General features: G+C 58.2%; 13 protein-coding genes. 4 read left to right on the top strand and 9 right to left on the bottom strand.

The genetic code is table 11. From position 1 onward, the window contains the following. The first annotated feature begins 9 nt into the window (after nt 1-9). Nucleotides 10-789, top strand: a complete 780-nt coding sequence (gene yaaA / locus WNY39_RS08290) for a peroxide stress protein YaaA (RefSeq protein WP_342845097.1) — start codon at nt 10-12, stop codon at nt 787-789. Here the strand turns inward: yaaA and WNY39_RS08285 are convergent. The 5 genes from WNY39_RS08285 to WNY39_RS08265 form a co-directional block, all read right to left on the bottom strand. Further along, nucleotides 774-2,945 carry a response regulator gene (locus WNY39_RS08285; protein WP_342845096.1) on the bottom strand — a complete coding sequence of 724 codons (2,172 nt, stop codon included), beginning with the start codon at nt 2,943-2,945 and terminating at the stop codon, nt 774-776. The two genes, yaaA and WNY39_RS08285, sit on opposite strands and share 16 nt — an antisense overlap. 98 nt (nt 2,946-3,043) lie before the next feature. Continuing rightward, nucleotides 3,044-5,089, bottom strand: a complete 2,046-nt coding sequence (locus WNY39_RS08280) for a hypothetical protein (protein ID WP_342845095.1) — start codon at nt 5,087-5,089, stop codon at nt 3,044-3,046. After that, entirely contained in the window at nt 5,086-7,848 is a 2,763-nt protein-coding gene (locus WNY39_RS08275) for a DUF4159 domain-containing protein (protein ID WP_342845094.1), read from the bottom strand. The genes WNY39_RS08280 and WNY39_RS08275 overlap by 4 nt, the downstream gene beginning before the upstream one ends. Further along, nucleotides 7,845-8,729 carry a DUF58 domain-containing protein gene (locus tag WNY39_RS08270; protein ID WP_342845093.1) on the bottom strand — a complete coding sequence of 295 codons (885 nt, stop codon included), beginning with the start codon at nt 8,727-8,729 and terminating at the stop codon, nt 7,845-7,847. Before WNY39_RS08270 ends, WNY39_RS08275 begins: the two co-directional genes overlap by 4 nt. Continuing rightward, nucleotides 8,726-9,733: a MoxR family ATPase gene (locus WNY39_RS08265; RefSeq protein WP_341232664.1), complete on the bottom strand. Its 1,008-nt coding sequence runs from the start codon at nt 9,731-9,733 to the stop codon at nt 8,726-8,728. The genes WNY39_RS08270 and WNY39_RS08265 overlap by 4 nt, the downstream gene beginning before the upstream one ends. A 70-nt stretch (nt 9,734-9,803) precedes the next feature. Between WNY39_RS08265 and WNY39_RS08260 the strand changes: the two genes are divergently transcribed. From WNY39_RS08260 to WNY39_RS08250, 3 genes are all read left to right on the top strand, one after another. Beyond that, nucleotides 9,804-10,382: a DUF1285 domain-containing protein gene (locus WNY39_RS08260; protein ID WP_342845092.1), complete on the top strand. Its 579-nt coding sequence runs from the start codon at nt 9,804-9,806 to the stop codon at nt 10,380-10,382. A 74-nt stretch (nt 10,383-10,456) separates the two neighbouring features. Beyond that, nucleotides 10,457-11,212, top strand: a complete 756-nt coding sequence (locus WNY39_RS08255) for a TIM barrel protein (protein WP_342845396.1) — start codon at nt 10,457-10,459, stop codon at nt 11,210-11,212. Then, nucleotides 11,209-11,442, top strand: coding sequence for a DUF2798 domain-containing protein (locus WNY39_RS08250; RefSeq protein WP_342845091.1), 234 nt, complete (start codon nt 11,209-11,211; stop codon nt 11,440-11,442). The genes WNY39_RS08255 and WNY39_RS08250 overlap by 4 nt, the downstream gene beginning before the upstream one ends. 60 nt (nt 11,443-11,502) lie before the next feature. Here WNY39_RS08250 and nhaC read toward each other — a convergent pair whose 3' ends face one another. The 4 genes from nhaC to WNY39_RS08230 all read right to left on the bottom strand — a co-directional run bounded on the left by nhaC (nt 11,503) and on the right by WNY39_RS08230 (nt 16,919). Then, nucleotides 11,503-12,999 (bottom strand): Na+/H+ antiporter NhaC, encoded by a 1,497-nt coding sequence (nhaC, locus tag WNY39_RS08245; protein WP_342845090.1) that lies wholly within the window; start codon nt 12,997-12,999, stop codon nt 11,503-11,505. Nucleotides 13,000-13,143: 144 nt separating this feature from the next. Then, nucleotides 13,144-15,942 carry a DNA polymerase I gene (gene polA, locus WNY39_RS08240; protein ID WP_342845089.1) on the bottom strand — a complete coding sequence of 933 codons (2,799 nt, stop codon included), beginning with the start codon at nt 15,940-15,942 and terminating at the stop codon, nt 13,144-13,146. A gap of 126 nt (nt 15,943-16,068) precedes the next feature. Then, nucleotides 16,069-16,713, bottom strand: coding sequence for a TIGR02117 family protein (locus WNY39_RS08235; RefSeq protein ID WP_342845088.1), 645 nt, complete (start codon nt 16,711-16,713; stop codon nt 16,069-16,071). A gap of 26 nt (nt 16,714-16,739) precedes the next feature. After that, nucleotides 16,740-16,919 carry a zinc-finger domain-containing protein gene (locus WNY39_RS08230; RefSeq protein WP_341232658.1) on the bottom strand — a complete coding sequence of 60 codons (180 nt, stop codon included), beginning with the start codon at nt 16,917-16,919 and terminating at the stop codon, nt 16,740-16,742. Nucleotides 16,920-16,975 lie beyond the last annotated feature (56 nt).

Below are 16,975 nucleotides of genomic sequence, written 5' to 3'. Positions count from 1 at the left end.
AGGATCACCATGCTCGTTGTAATTTCGCCTGCCAAAAAGATGAATTGGGATGCACGTGATGTGCCCATGACGACGCCGTATATGCTGGATGACGCGGCAAATTTGGTGCGCTCTGCGCGCGGCCTAAGCGTGGGTGATCTGAAATCGCTGATGCATCTGAGTGATAATCTGGCCAAGTTGAACCGTGATCGTTTCGCAAGCTATGAAGACGCCCCCGATGGGGATGCCCTGCGTCCGGCAGCATTTGCATTTGCAGGCGACACCTATCAAGGCCTTGAGGCGACGAGCCTTGAGGCGGACGAGCTGGCATATGCCCAAGAGCATTTGCGTATTCTTTCAGGGCTTTACGGTGTTTTGCGCCCCTTGGACGGCATTCAACCCTATCGCCTTGAAATGGGCAGCAGGCTGAAAACGGAACGGGGCAAAAACCTGTATGAATATTGGGGGGCACAGCTGTCTCGGGCGTTGAATGAGCAGGCTGAGACGACGGGCAGCAGCGCGTTGATCAACTGTGCCAGTCAGGAATATTTCGGCGCGGTCGACCTGAAGGCGTTGAAGCTGGACGTCATCACGCCCCAGTTCATGGAAGATAAAGGCGCCGGAAAAGGCCCCAAGATCGTGAGTTTTTACGCCAAGAAAGCCCGCGGAGCGATGGCGCGGTTCGTTATTCAGAACCGCTTGAAAGATCCAGAAGCGCTGCGCGATTTCGATATCGGCGGGTATGCATGGCAAAAAGACCTGTCGACACCTGAAAAGCCGGTATTTTTGCGGGATTATCCAGCCGCTTGATGGTCGTCTTCGAGAAGCAGAGGCAGCGTATCTAGGGGCTGATGCGCCTGAATTTGTGCGGTAATGTCAGGTTTGCGCAGCGGTTTGGTTAGATAGTGATCCAACCCGGCGGCCAAGATGCCTGTATCGTCGCCGGTCATGGCATGTGCCGTAAGTGCTACGATAGGACAGCGGCGGTTCGTCTTCTCTTCAAGCTTGCGAATGGCGCTGGTTGCCTCTTTGCCATCCATTTTTGGCATCGAGATATCCATAAAAATCATATCGGGTTCAAAACTCTCGAACAGCGCGACCGCCTCTTCGCCATTGTTGGCCAGCTTTAGATCGACATCCAGATGTTGGATCATTTTGCAGAAAACAAGCTGGTTGGTTTTGTTATCCTCGGCGGCCAAGATACGCATTCTGCGTGGTTCATTCTGGCCGGCTCCACCGAGCGGGGTGCAGACCGTTGCCAATTGCGCCAGCAAGTCACTGCGCGGGATTGGTTTTTTCAGAACGGATGAGACCAGTTTGCGGGCCGGGTCATTGTCTGCCAGTGCGGCGTTTGAGCTGACGATGATAATATCGCACTGCTGGTTCCGCGCACGCAACTGGGCCGCAAGTTCGAAACCATCCATATCCGCCATGATGTGATCGGCAAGGATAAGATCGACGTCGGGCCCGACCTGCTCCAGTGCAGCTGCCGCCGTGTCGCAGCACGTAACCTTGAGGCCAAGCTGCTCAAGCTGTTTCAGCAGGATTGAGCGGTTTATTGTTTCAGGCTCGACCACCATGATATGGCGCAAATGTTTCGGCAGGGGCGGATGCGCCGTGTTGATCTGGCCTTCGGCCTTTAGCGGCAGTTCAAAACCAAAGCAGGACCCGACCTGTTCTTGCGAGGTGACCCATATATCGCCTTCCATCATCTGGATCAGCCGTTGACAGATCGCCAGACCCAAACCGGTGCCGTCAAACTTGCGATTACGTTCATTTTCGACCTGATTAAATTCGCCAAAGATGTGGTCAATCATGGCGGGTGCGATGCCAATGCCTGTGTCTTCAATCGCGATTTTGACCATCACCTTGCCGGTTTCCGCGTCCGGTACGCCCGTGACACGCACCAGAACGTGACCTTCGCTGGTGAACTTTACCGCGTTCCCCATAAGATTGGTCAAAACCTGCCGGATACGTCCGGGGTCGCCGATCAGATGCGTGGGCATAAACAGATCATAGTCCAACGCCAGCCCAAGCCCCTTTTCACGGGCAAGCGGTTGCAAAAGCATGATCACTTCTTGGATCGCACGCTCTAGATCAAAGGGCTCAACATGCAGGTCCAGTTTTTTAGCTTCGATTTTCGAATAATCGAGAACATCATTGATAATGACGAGCAGCGCCTCGCCCGAGTTTTTGATCGTATCGACATATAATTGCTGGTCTTCGGTCAGTTCGGTGTCGCGCAAAACATCGGCCATGCCCACCACACCGTTCATCGGTGTCCTGATTTCGTGGCTCATATTGGCTAAGAACGCCGATTTCGCGCGGCTGGCGCTTTCTGCAATCGCACGTGCCTCTTGCAATTGACGCTCATATTCCACCGTCGCCGTGATATCGAGCCCGAGCGAAACCATGTCGCCGCTCGGCCCACGCTGATCAACCAGCTTGATGTGCCGACCATTCCACAATTGTATCACCGTGGGTTCGGGGTCGGAATCGTGCAGCCGCTCTGTCATCAGGCGTCGCCAGTTCTTGGTCGACAGATCGCCGGTATTCACGATCCCTTCTTCGGTCAGCACTTGCAAGATGGTCACGTAATTGACACCGGGGCTGATCAGTTCAAGCCCGTCAAAGATCGCAAGATAAGACCGGTTGGCCATGATCAATTCGTTGTTTACGCTGAATAATGCAAAACCGTCTTTGATCGTTTCAATTGATTGCCACAGCCTGCGTTCCGTCAGTTCGATCTTTTCGCGCGCGGCGTTCAGATCGGATTTCACCCGCTGGTTTTCCCCGCGAATGTTTTCCACTTCGGCGCGGGTTTCCACAATTTCATCGGACAGTTTCTGCGCGTGCAGACCCAGCTTGCGATTGGCGGCAAATAGCTCGGCCTGTTTCAGCTCAAGCATCCGCTCCGCTGCAAGACGTCCGCGCCGTTCCTGCGTCAGCTTGTCTGCCAGGTTCATGCCCCGCTCCGAATCCGTGATGTTCTGGTTGCTGACAGACATTCAGCGAACGAGGTGAACAACTGTTTAAGACCTGCGCGGATACGGGCGGTTTTGCGTTAGGATCGCCGCCCTTCGCGCAGCCACGCCGCGATGATCAGCGCCGCGCTGAGCAACAGGACAAGCCAAGCGGGTAGGATCGGGGTTTGCCGCACATCGCGGGTCTCATAAGCATCGCGCGGGGTCAGGCCGATCCATCCGCGCCCAGCGGCGGGGCGTCCGGCCCTCACCTCGCGAATACGGGGTAGGCCGTCTTCGATGCGGGCCACGCCACCGCGCATTGCGGCCAGTATCGGTGCCATGGTTTCACTGCTTGTAATCGTATCAACGAATTCACGCGGCGCGGCGGGGCCAAGGCCGATCACGCTGACCTGATCCCCGTTCTCAAGGCGGTAGAGCCCAATATCTGGCCCCTCGAACGTCCCTTCGAACATGCCGGGGGCTGTTTCAACTAGCTGGATTTCGACAGTGGTCCCATCAGGGGCGGTGATGGTGACGGGGGGCACGGTGTCGCCCAATGTTCTGCGGATGATCCGCATGGTTTGACCCTCGGCAGTGGCGGTCAGCGCTTCTTCCTCAAGCTCGGGTTCTTTCATCATCCAATGGGCAAGACGGCGCAGCAGTTCTAGCTGCGGGCCGCCCCCCTCGTACCCACGGTTCCAAAGCCACGCGTGATCCGAGGCAAGCAGCGCGACCCGGCCTTTTTCCACCCGGTCCAAAATCAGCAAAGGGCGGTCATCCTGACCGGTCATCACAACCGACCCTTTGGGGTTGGTGACGTCAATCTGGCGCAGCCAGCGGCCCCAATCGCCATTTCCGGGCAAGTTCGCTGTCACGGGATGCCGATCACCCAGATCGGACACGAGGGGCAGAAACGGTTCTTCGATCACGCGGGCCGACGGGGTTGCGGGCAGAACAGCGCCAAGGGGCGACCGGAACAGGCTGTCGGCGCTCGCGAAATCACGGCCTGCAGCCACCAGAACGGCACCGCCTTGGCGTACATAGTTGGCCACGTTTTCCAGATACAGCCCCGGCAGGATGCCGCGCCTCTTGTAGCGATCAAAGATGATCAGATCGAAGTCATCGATCTTTTCCATAAACAATTCGCGGGTCGGAAAGGCGATCAAAGACAGCTCATCAACCGGCACGCCGTCTTGCTTTTCCGGGGGGCGCAGGATGGTGAAATGCACCAGATCGACAGAGCTGTCGGATTTCAACAGGTTGCGCCATGTACGCCCGCCGGGGTGCGGTTCACCGCTGACCAGCAACACACGCAGGCGGTCACGGACACCGTTCATCTGGATCAACGCCGCGTTATTGCGGTCGGTCAGTTCCCCGTCCGCTTCTGGCAGGGAAAACCGGATCACGTTACGCCCGCCATGGGGCAGCGTGACGGGCAGGTCGAGGTCTTGACCAATGGGCACCCGAAACGACTGCGGCTCTTGGGCGTCAACGGATATGTCCAGCTGTGCAAGGCCGCCCAAATCGGGGGCTGCCCCCAGATCATCAATCCGCAAGGTTAGAGTGACCGGTTCGCCAATAATCGCAAAGGCGGGCGCGTTGCGCACGGTCAGGCGACGATCCCAGTCGGTTTCCTTGCCGGTCATCAGCAGATGCAAGGGGGCCGGCAGATCAACGGGCAGATCGGCATCGTGGATGCGGCCATCGCTGACCGCCAGAATGCCGGCGATCCGGGCGCGGGGTTCTTCGGCCAAAGCGTCCGCAAGCGCGGTCATCAGCTGTGTGCCGGTATCGCCCGGGCCGTCGGGGATTTGAACGCGGCGTAATTCGGTGTTGTCACGCGCGGCGATCGTCGCGGCCAAGGCGTCGGCGGCTTGTGTGCTTTGCCCCTCGCGCCCGCCCAGCTTTTGGCTGGCGCTGTTGTCTTCCAACATGATCACGATGTCGCTGAGTGGCGCGCGGTCTTCTTGTTGAAAGGACGGGCCAGACAGCGCGGCCAGCACGACCAACATGGCGAGCCCGCGCAAGGCCCAGCCCTGCAACCCGCGCATCACGGCCAAGATCACCGCAGCAACGGCGATCACACCAACCACGGCCAGCAACACCATCGGGATCATTGGGTGAAAAACGATGGTCGAGGTCATTGGCCCAGCCGATCCAACAGGGCAGGCACATGGACCTGATCTGATTTATAATTGCCGGTCAGCACATGCATGACCAGATTGACGCCAAAGCGATACGCCAGTTCGCGCTGCCGTTCGCCGCCGAAACCACGGCCCACAGGCACCATTGGCGCGCCGTTGGACGAAACCGCCCAAGCTGCGGCCCAATCATTGCCGCCGATCACAACTGGTGTGACGCCGTCATTCAAGTTGCGAAAGGGCATGCCTTCGACCTGTTCGGCATCGGGTGGCGACGCTTCGACCCAGATATCGCGCCCCGCATAGCGGCCCGGAAAATCCTGTAGCAGATAAAAGGTGCGGGTCAGCACATGGTCACTGGGCATCGGTTCAAGCGGGGGAATATCCAGTGGTGCCGCAAGGTCTTGCAGCTTGCGACCGTTTGCGCTGGCCCCGCCGTAGCCCGAAATATCAGCGTCACGGGTATCGAACAGGATCAGCCCGCCAGACCGCAAATAGGCATTGAGTTTCGCATAAGCATCGCCTGACGGGCGAGGTTGATCGGGCGTGATCGGCCAATACAGCATCGGGAAGAACGCCAGCTCGTCAGTCTCAAGATTCACGCCGATGGGGTTCGCGGGTTCAACCGACGTGCGGAAAAACAGGGTATCGGAAAGCCCCCGCAACCCTGCCTCTGACAGCTCATCAACGGGTGTGTTTCCGGTGATGACATAGGCCAGCGTCATTTCCGCCGTGGCGTTTAGGGCAAAGTCATCTGCCGATTGTGCATCGACGGGGGCTGGGAATTGCATCAAGGGAACCAACAGGATTGCCGCAAGATTGCTGCGTTTCATCAAACGTCCCGACAGCGCCAGTGATGCGATGACATCGGCCAGCAGCAGCAAAATTGACAGGCTTAGCAGCCAACCGGCCAAGGGCATTTCGGGCGCGACGTACAGGCCATGCACGGGCACGTAGGCGGGCCAAGTGGTTGCTGTCAGCTGCGTATCGTCAGTGACCACATTGCGGGCGATCCGGCGGTCGCCTGACGCGTAGATGCCCGGTTGCAGCGCGGGGCCAGCGGCGGCTGATGCTAGATCAGCGCCATCAACACCGGGCAGGTTGCCTGCGTCTTTGAGCTGGCCGAACCCGTCCATAATGCGCAGCGGCGTCCATGTCGTGCCTTGCAAATCCTGTGCCTCAACCGACGCGGCGGAGGAGGAGATCGCCAACCTTTCCATCATCTGAACGAACACGCCGGACAGGGGCAAGGTTGACCATTCTGCGGTTGCGGTGACGTGGAACAAGACGACTTGACCCTGACCAAGCGCCTTGCGTGTCACCAGCGGTGTCCCATCGCTAAGTGATGCAATGACCCGGTCGGCAAGGGTCGGGTCGGGCTGGGCGACGACCTGGGCAGAAACGACCACATCGTCAGGGATATCGAGGCCAAAGAAGGGCGAGGTTTCGCGGAAACTATCCAGCGATTTCGGCTCTCCCCAGCTCATTGCACCGCCGACACTGCGGCCTCCGGCGCGCAGGCGCACGGGCATTAGCGGGTCTTCGGTATCGCGTGAAATATCGCTGGCGGCAATGCGCGGGCCTGCAAAACGCACCAACATGCCACCGGCCTCGATCCATTCTTGCAGGGGCGCTTGTTCGGCCTCGGACAGGGTCGCGATGTCCGCCAGCACGATCACATCAGGATTGGCAGGCAGAACATCTGCAAGGGACCCGTCGATAATATCGGCGGTCGGGGCCAAGGCGCGTTCGATGTAGTGGAGGGGCGATAGCAGCTCTAGCCCCTCGCGGTTTTCGCGGCCTGCAATTAGGGCAACCTCGCGGCGGCGCAACCCGTCGTCGACCAGCGTTGTCGCCCCGGCTGACCGCTGCCCTGCGATATCAAACCGCGTGATCCGGGCGCGCAGCTCGGCTGGTAAGGACAGCGCGGCGGTGGCTTGGGTTGCGCCATCATCGAACTGGGCGGGCACAGTGGCAAGGATGCGGGCGTTCCCCGCCGGGTCGCGGCCTTGGGCGTTCAGCGTAACCTCGCGGGCGGGACCCGCGATGGCACGTTTGACGGTTAAGGTGATGGCACCATCCTTATAGCTGGCAGGGGCCATCGCCAGCACGTTCGCACCGGTTTGATAGACGTCGACCGACCCTTGATTCTGAAGCGCATCCAGCATGGCGCGACGGCTTGGGTAATCCAAACCGTCACTGAACCAAAGCGTGTCAAAGCCGTCCAATGTCTTGGTAATCTCAATCGCGCGGATCACGTTAGCGTCTGACGGTTGCCATGGCGCGGGCTGCAAACCTGCAAGTCGCGTGCGCCACACATCTGCGGATTGGAATACAGGTTCCTCGGGGCGGGTGAGGGTCAGAAAACCCACGGTGCGATTGGCGCGGGCGGCGCGGGTCAGTTGCGCGTCAATCACTTTCGACTGTTGCTGCCAGCGGGTTGCCCCGGCCCATGATCCATCCAGCACAATCAGCAATGGGCCAGAGCCATCGGCCTGTTGGTCTTGTGGGTTCAAAACGGGGCCAGCCAGCCCGATGATAATCGCGGCAACGGCCAGCATGCGCAAAAGCAGCAACCACCACGGGGTGCGGTCAGAAACGCTTTCGTCGTCGGTCAGGCCCAACAGCAATGCAACACCGGGAAACCGTTGGCGGATTGGTGCGGGGGGAACAGCGCGCAGGATCAGCCAAAGAATAGGCAGCGCAATGAGCCCCAGCAAAAGCCAAGGTGCAGAAAACCCTATGCCGCCCAAAATTGTCATGCTGCCGCCCCCGCACGTGTATCAAGCGCTGCGTACAGCCACAGCAGGGCCGATTGGGCAGAGGCGTTTGTATGATGCAGGCCATAGTGCCAACCGGTCAACGCGCACAGGCGCTGAAGTTCGGCTTTGCGTTCGGCAAGGCGTTCAAGATAGCGGGACTTCAGATCGCTGGCCTTTAATGTCTCGTGCCGCAACGTGCCGCCAACGCTTTCAAATATGGTTCTTCCGGAAAACGGGAATGCTTCCTCGGACGGGTCCAGTAGATGGCACAATACCCCCCGAACACCCCGATCAGCGGCCTTGGTTAGCGCAAGGGTGATCCCGTCAAGATCGCCCATGAAATCTGAGATAAACACGGCACGCGCATGGGGGATCATTGCGCGGTGTTCGGGCGGGGCATAATCGTCGGCATCGTCTTGCGACAGCATCTCGGCCAACCGCAACAGCTGCGGTCTACCGGAGCGTGGTGGCAAGGCGGTGCCTGTCAGCCCGACGCGTTCTCCGCCGCGCTGCAACAGGATAGCAACAGCAAGACCCAGCAACCGTGCGCGGTCTGCCTTTTGCGGCAGGTTCGGGTCCGAGGAAAAGCGCATAGAGGCCCCTTGATCGACCCACAACATGACCGATTGCGCGATTTGCCATTCGTGTTCGCGCACGAATTCCTGATCACCTCGTGCGGAACGACGGTGATCAATGCGGCGGCGGCTGTCGCCTGTCTGGGCCGGGCGGTACTGCCAAAAATCATCCCCGCCGCCCGCGCGCCGTCGTCCGTGCGACCCCAGCAACACAGCACCGGCCAAATGTTCCGCCCGTGCCAATAGGTCCGGAAACCGCGCGGCCTGTTCTTCGGCCTTTGCGCGAAGGGATACGGGGGTGATCACGCTGCAGCCTTTTTCCCGGTCAGGCTGGCCGCGGTGCTGTCGATCAGATCGTTCAGGCTGTCTCCACGTGCGCGCGCGGCAAAGTTCAACGCCATCCGGTGGCTTAGGACCGGGCGCGCCATATCAATTACGTCTTCGGCGGAGGGGGCCAAGCGACCCTGCAACAAGGCGCGTGCGCGCACCGTCAGCATCAAGGCCTGCGCCGCACGGGGTCCTGGGCCCCAGGCGACGGTCTCGCGCACACGGGGGCTTGCGTCAGCCTCGTCCGGGCGGAAGGCGCGGACCAGATCAAGGATCAATTCCACCACGCTGTCACCGACAGGCATGCGGCGCAGCAACGCTTGCGCGGCCAAAAGCTCCTCAGCGGTAAATACTTGAGTCGCCTGTGCGTCGCCTTCGCCGGTTGTGGCCAGCAAAATCTCGCGCTCGGTCTTGCGATCGGGATAGGCCACATCGATCTGCACAAGGAAACGGTCAAGCTGTGCTTCGGGCAGGGGATAGGTGCCTTCCTGCTCAATCGGGTTTTGCGTGGCCAGAACATGAAAAGGCGCGCCAAGCGGGCGGTCTTGGCCTGCGACCGTCACGGTTTTTTCCTGCATCGCTTGCAGCAAAGCCGATTGCGTGCGCGGCGAGGCGCGGTTGATTTCGTCGGCCATCAGCAGTTGGCAGAATATCGGCCCCTCGATGAAACGAAACGCGCGGCTGCCATCGGCGGCGGTATCCAGCACCTCGGACCCCAGAATATCGGCTGGCATCAGATCGGGTGTGAACTGCACGCGGTTGCCATCCAAACCCATCACGGTGCTAAGGGTTTCGACCAGACGCGTTTTGCCAAGACCCGGCAACCCGATCAGCAAACCGTGGCCGCCGCACAGCAGTGCTGCCAATGTCAGGTCGACAACGCGTTCCTGTCCGATAAAACGATTAGTAATCGACGCTTTGGCCTGTGCCAGCTTGTCGCCGAGTGCTTCAATATCTGCTACCATATCGCTGGCTTCGGTCATGACTTTTGCGTCCTTCGATTTATATAGGTTAGATGTAAGTGTATCTTGTGAACTGGAAATGGCAAAAGCAATGAGTGGACAAAAAACCGTGACTCCAACAGCGACGGACCTTGCTGCGTCTGTTTCTGCCGCAAAAACACGCGGATTGCCGCCGGTAGAAAGCTGGAACCCGCCATTTTGTGGCGACATCGACATGGAGATCATGCGCGACGGTACGTGGTTTCACGAAGGCACGCCTATCGGTCGGCGCGGTTTGGTCAAGCTGTTTGCGTCAATTTTGATACGTGAGGGCCACAAATACTTTCTGGTTACGCCGGTGGAGAAGGTCGGGATTCGCGTCGAAGACGCGCCATTTGTTGCCATTGATTTCGAGGTTGAAGGCGAAGGGCGCGAACAGAAGATTACTTTCCAGACCAACCTTGATGATATCGCCACAGCCAGTGACGATCTGCCGATCCGAGTTGAGCGCGATTCCGAGACTGGTGAGCCATCGCCCTATGTCCGTGTGCGCCGCAATCTGGAGGCGCTGATCGATCGCAAAAGCTTTTACCGGCTTGTGGATTTGGGTGAACATCACGACGGCTGGTTTGGCGTTTGGTCGGGCGGGCAGTTTTTCGGGCTTATCCCCTCAAGCGAATTACCTGAATAGCCGCACGTCGCGTTTGCCTTTCCGTGGGGTTTTGCTAACAAAGGCGGATGCAACATAAAGCGAGCCTTAGACGCATGAAACCTGCCGCGAATTTAAGCCTTTTGTGGCAAGAGCTGCCTTATCTGGATCGGTTCGACGCTGCGGCGCAGGCGGGGTTTAAGGCGGTCGAGGTGCTCTTTCCTTATGACGTGCCGGTGGGCGATACCAAAGCTGCCTGTGTGGCGAACGGATTGGAGCTGATCTTGATCAATGCGCCGCCGTTGGCCCCCGCTGGGCAGCCGCGCGGGTTCGCTGCAGTGCCTGAGTCTGTCCAGACCTTTCGCAAGGATATGGTGCGCGCTTTTCGATATGCCGAGGCGCTGGATGCGCGGTTTGTGCATGTGATGGCTGGCAATGCCCAAGGGGACGCGGCGTTTGAAACCTTTTGCCGAAACCTGGTCTGGGCCGGGAAATCCGCGCCCGACGGCCTGATGCTGACAATCGAGCCGTTAAACCCTGTGGAGATGCCGGGGTATTTTTTGAACGACTATGAGTTGGCCAAACGCGTGCTTGATGAAGTCTCGGCGAAGAATGTCGGCCTGCAGTACGACAGCTACCATGCGCAGATGATCCATGGTGATGCGATTGAAACCTTTGAAACCTATCGCGCTGATATTGTGCATGTCCAGATCGGTGACACCCCGGATCGTGGCACGCCCGGAAGCGGTGATATCGATTTTGCGGGTCTGTTTACGGCGATGGCGGGCGCGGGCTATGATGGCTGGATCAGTGGGGAGTACACCCCAGGCCCCAAGACCGAAGACAGCCTGAACTGGATGAAAATGCTATGATACCCGCAAGATTTGCGCCCGTCGTTTTCGGATTTATTCTTTCGGGGCTTATGTCCTTTATCGTATCGGGGATCGCGATCACCCGTACGGCGGGGCTGGTAGAGGGATCATTTGGCCTGTGGATCGGTGCGTGGATCACCAGTTGGCTGGTGGCATTCCCCACTGTTTTGGTCGTGGCCCCCATAACGCGGCGCATCGTCGCGAAATTGATCAAGGACGGCCCTGCCTGAGGGGCGAAAGGCCACAGCATCCAAAATGCTGCGGCCCCTTATTGCAAGTGCCCTGATGGATCAGGCTTGTGCCGGTTCTTCCTCATAGGCCAGTTCGTGATCGCCAAGGTCCATGACATCTTCGCCTGATCTGTCCCACTCTGCCCGGTCTGCATCTGTCGCACGGGGCGAGAATAGGCCCGTTAGCGCGTAAAACACGCCGATCAACGGGGCAGTCCAGCATGCAAATGCAAGCGGGATGTACAGAAGGTTGGTCAGATTGCCATCCATCACCCCCAGCCCAAGCGCCGAGATCACAAATGCACCCCCTGCGTTCCACGGGATAAGCGGGCTCATCAGCGTGCCGCCTTCTTCTACGGCGCGGCTAAGGTTCAGGGTCGAATACCCCATCCCACGGTATAGCGGCGCATACATGCGGCCGGGCAGCGCGATCGAGATATAGGGATCGCCCGCAACCATATTGGTCGCAAATGCCGTCCCAATGGCAGAGCTTTGGACCGCGCCGAAAGTCTTCACACGGCTGACAATGGCCATGATGATCGCTTCAAGGCAGCCGGTGCGTTCAAGTGCCCCGCCAAAACCAAGCGCGATTAGCATCAGTGAAATTGTCCACATCATCGACTGAATGCCGCCCGCGTTTAGCAGGCTATCGATGTCAGCGATGCCGGTATCAATCGAATACCCCGATTGGGCAAAGGCAAATACGTCGTGAACGCCCGCACCTTGCCAGAAGATCGCGATCAAAGCGCCGGCAAGAACACCGGCAAACAAGGATGGAAGGGGCGGTTGTTTCATTAAGGCCAGGACAATGACAATCAAAGCGGGGATCAGGGGAACCACACCCAGATTAAACCGTGCATCCAAGCCCGATGTAATCTGCTGAATGCTGGTAACGTCGCCTGCCGAGCCATCAATCAACATAAAACCGACCGAGATATAGATCACCAGCGCGATGACCATAGCCGGGATCGTGGTGGGCAACATGTTCTTGATATGGTCGAACACATTTGTGCCGGTGACAGCAGGTGCCAAGTTTGTGGTGTCAGACAACGGCGAGATTTTATCGCCAAAGAACGCGCCCGAAACGACAGCACCCGCTGTCCAATAGGCCGGAATACCAAAACCCGCCCCAATGCCCATCAACGCCAAGCCGATGGTCCCGACCGTGCCCCAGCTTGTCCCCAATGAGAGCGAGACAACCGCGCAAAGGACCATCGCCGCCGCCAGAAATATCGACGGGCTTAGCAATGTAAGACCATAGTAGATAAGCGTGGGGACAGTGCCTGATGCGATCCAAACGCCGATGATCATGCCGACAACGATCAAGACGGCCAAGGATGGCAAGGAAACATGGATCACGTGAAACACGCCCTCGCGGATGTCCATCCATTTTTGCCCGCGCATGACTCCCAGCAGTGACGTAATGGCAAGGCCGATGATCAATGGGATGTGGGGGGTGAAATCACCATAATAAAAAAGCTGAAGCGCCAAAAGGCCCAAGGTTAAGACAACCGGTAACAGCGCCAAAGGCAGTGATGGTAGATTTTTTGTGTCCATTGTTCCCTCGTATTATTATTGGCGGCGCTTCACTGGGAAGGCGCACTAATTACGGGAAAAATGAACGAACCCGCCCATAGGTTCCAAAAAACTTCTGAAAGGAACGTTCTAAGGCGGGTTCAGTTCCGTATGACCGGGCGCAATTTAATGCGCCTCGGCCCAATTCGCGCCAACGCCAGCATCCACGGTCAGCTTCACATCCAGCTTGACCACGGGGTCGGCTGCATTCTCCATCACATCGCGGGCCGCCTTGATCAAATCGTCCTCGGCACCCTTTTCCACCTCGAACAGCAGTTCATCGTGAACCTGCAGCAGCATCGTTGCGGGAATATCCTGGATCGCGTCGGGCATGCGGATCATGGCGCGGCGAATGACATCGGCGGCCGTGCCTTGGATCGGGGCGTTGATCGCGGCGCGCTGGGCAAATCCGGCGCGCGGCCCTTTGGCAGCGATCTCGGGCGTGTTGATCTTGCGGCCAAAGAGGGTCTGAACATAACCGTGTTCTTTGGCGAATGCCTTGGTGTCGTCCATATAGGTCCGAATGCCGGGGAAGCGTTCGAAATAGCGGTCGATGAATCCCTGCGCTTCGGCGCGTGGAATGCGCAAGTTGCGCGCCAGACCAAAGCCGGAAATGCCGTAAATCACACCAAAGTTGATCGCTTTGGCCTGACGGCGCACATCCGGTGTCATTTCATCCAACGGTACATCGAACATTTCGGACGCGGTCATGGCGTGGATGTCTAGACCGTCCTTGAACGCCTGCTTGAGCGCTGGGATATTGGCGATATGGGCCAGAATGCGCAGTTCGATCTGGGAATAATCGAGTGCGACCAGAACCTTGCCCTCTTCGGCAACGAATGCCTCGCGGATGCGGCGGCCTTCTTCGGACCGGATCGGGATGTTTTGCAGGTTAGGATCGGTTGATGCCAATCGGCCCGTCGATGCGCCGGCGATTGAATAGGATGTATGAACGCGGCCAGTGTCTTTGTTGATGTGCTCTTGCAACGCGTCGGTATAGGTTGATTTCAGCTTGGACAGTTGCCGCCAATCCAGAATGCGACGTGGGAAATCATGTTCGGTGGCAAGGTCTTCCAATATGTCCGCACCGGTCGAATATTTCCCGTTCGCACCCTTTTTGCCGCCCTCAAGGCCCATGTCGTCAAACAGAACCTCACCGACCTGCGCGGGCGATCCGACATTAAACTTGCGCCCGACCATCTGGTAAATCTCGTCTTCCAAGCCCGCCATTTTCTGGGCAAAGGCATTGGACATCCGGCTTAGGGTGTCGCGATCCACCTTGATGCCTGACCGCTCCATCGCGGCCAGCACTGGCACCAAGGGGCGTTCAAGCGTTTCATAAACTTTGGTCACCTGCACACGGTGCAATTGCGGTTTGAACAGCTGCCACAGACGCAAGGTGATATCAGCGTCTTCTGCGGCATAGGGCACAGCATCGGCAAGCGGCACCTTGTCAAAGGTGATCGCGGATTTGCCAGACCCCAGCAGCGGTTTGATGGGGATCGGCGTGTGGCCCAAATAACGTTCCGATAGCGTATCCATCCCGTGACTATGAAGCCCGGCATGCATCGCATAGGACATCAACATCGTGTCATCAATCGGCGCGACCGCAATGCCGACTTGGGCGAAAATCTTGCTGTCGTATTTCATGTTCTGGCCGATTTTGATGATCGACGGGTCGGTCAACATCGGCGTCAGCATCCGCAGAACTTCCTCCGTCTGCATCTGCCCCTCGGCCAGATCATCCGAGCCGAACAAATCATCCGCGGAATGGGTTTTGTGGATCAATGGGATATAGCAAGCTTTGCCCGGTTCAACACACAGCGAAATGCCCACCAAATCCGCGACCATTTCATCAAGGCCCGTCGTCTCGGTATCCACCGCGACATAGCCGAACTCGTAAATCCGGTCGATCCAGGCCTGCAATGCCTTGGCGTCGCTCACCTGCTCGTAATTGTCCCTGTCAAAGGGGACTTCCGCCACTTCGACACCGTTTTCAACGACCTTTGGTTCTTCAATAACCGGGGCCTCTTTGCCCAGCACCTCCGCCACGCGCTTGGACAGTGTGCGGAACTCCATTTCAGCCAGAAACCCCAACAGCTTGTCGGCATCAGGTTCGCGCACCTCAAGGTCATCGAGCGTAAAGTCCAGTGGGGTGTTTTCGTCCAACAAAACCAACTTGCGTGACAGGCGGATCTGGTCGGCGTGGTCAATCAAGGTCTGGCGGCGCTTGGGCTGTTTAATCTCGTCGGCCCGCTCCAGCAAAGCGTCCAGATCGCCGTATTCGTTGATCAGCAATGCGGCGGTTTTGATGCCGATACCGGGCGCGCCCGGCACGTTATCAACTGAATCGCCCGCCAAGGCCTGCACATCTACGACGCGTTCAGGATAAACGCCGAACTTCTCGAATACGCCCTCGCGGTCAATGGTTCTGTTTTTCATGGCGTCCAGCATTTCGACGCCGTCACCGACCAGTTGCATCAAATCCTTGTCCGAACTGATAATGGTACAACGCCCGCCAGCAGCGCGCGCCTGCACCGCCAAGGTCGCGATGATATCATCGGCCTCAAAGCCTTCCTTTTCCTTGCAGGCGATATTGAAGGCTTCGGTCGCGGTGCGGGTCAATGGGATCTGGGGGCGCAAATCCTCGGGCATGGCCTCGCGGTTGGCTTTGTACAAATCATACATATCGTTGCGAAATGTATGGCTGCCTTTGTCAAAGATCACGGCGGCATGGGTCGGGGCATCCGGTCCGGTGTTCCCTTCGACATAGCGATGCAACATGTTGCAAAATCCGGCGACGGCACCAATGGGCAACCCGTCCGATTTACGGGTCAGCGGGGGCAGCGCGTGATAGGCGCGAAAAATAAACGCCGATCCGTCGATCAGATGCAGATGGTGACCCTTGCCAAATGTGCCGGACATATCAGTGCTCCCCTTGGTGATTGCCCCCTTTTGCCACGAAGCATCCGCGCCTTCCAGCCGCCATTCTGCTCAGACGCCTATTTCATTTTGCCAAATAAACTCCCCGCGGAGCGTCCAGCCCGTGCCTCATTCCGCTTGGTAAAGATCAAAGGACAGGCTGACCGACAGGGGCATTGGTGTCCAGACGCCGAACCTCAGGCCTGCGGCGCGCAGCTTGTCACCGATCCAGACATTGCAGGTGCGCAGAATATTGAACCGCCCCTTGGCGGCGAAAAAGCCATCGGTTTGATTAAAACCATCCACGTTGGCAGTGATGGGCTGGCCATCGGCGTCTGTCGATAGACTGTCCCAAACCTCAGCCAGCAAGGTTGCGTATTCTCGGTCGGTGAGGGCAAGGCGTCTTGCATCTAGATCGTGAGGCAGCGCACCGGCGGTATCAAAGCGCAAAACAGAGCTGTCCCCGACAACCCCGCGCCACAGCGCATACAGGCCCAGATCGGTCGAGGCGCGGGTTTGCGTGTAAAAATGCTGTGCCCCCCAACCGATCACCAGCCACTGCGCCGCAGGATGATCCAGCCGGATACCTTGGGCAGTCAGCGGGGCAAAATGTTTCTGTGTCATGTCGTCAAGCGGCAGTACCAAATCATAGTGGATCGGGCCGCTGACCAGCAAAATGCTGCGTGTCTTTTCCGAGGTGTCAGGTACAGCGCTTCCGGGGATAATCGCGCCATATATGGCGGCCATCAGATAGAGGGCGGGCACCAGTGCCATCACACCCAGCCATCTTGCGGGTTTCCTCAGACCTTACCCTCAAAATCTGAGTGGATGAATTTGCAGTCGCAATAGCCGCATTCAACCCAGCCTTTGTCATGCGGGATTTGCAGCCAGACGCGCGGGTGGCCCAAAGCGCCTTCGCCGCCGTCGCACGCGACGCGCCATGTGTTCACGATGCGGGTTTCTGGGGCTTGCAATGTCATGTGGTCGTCCTTGGCTTTGGATGCGCTATCGTTATGACCAAACCAAGCCGGCAGGG

Origin of the sequence: Sulfitobacter sp. AS59, assembly GCF_038899995.1 — a bacterium.
Lineage (GTDB): Bacteria > Pseudomonadota > Alphaproteobacteria > Rhodobacterales > Rhodobacteraceae > Sulfitobacter.
Note: the sequence above shows the minus strand (reverse complement) of the source record. Positions and strands in the feature narration are given on the sequence as shown.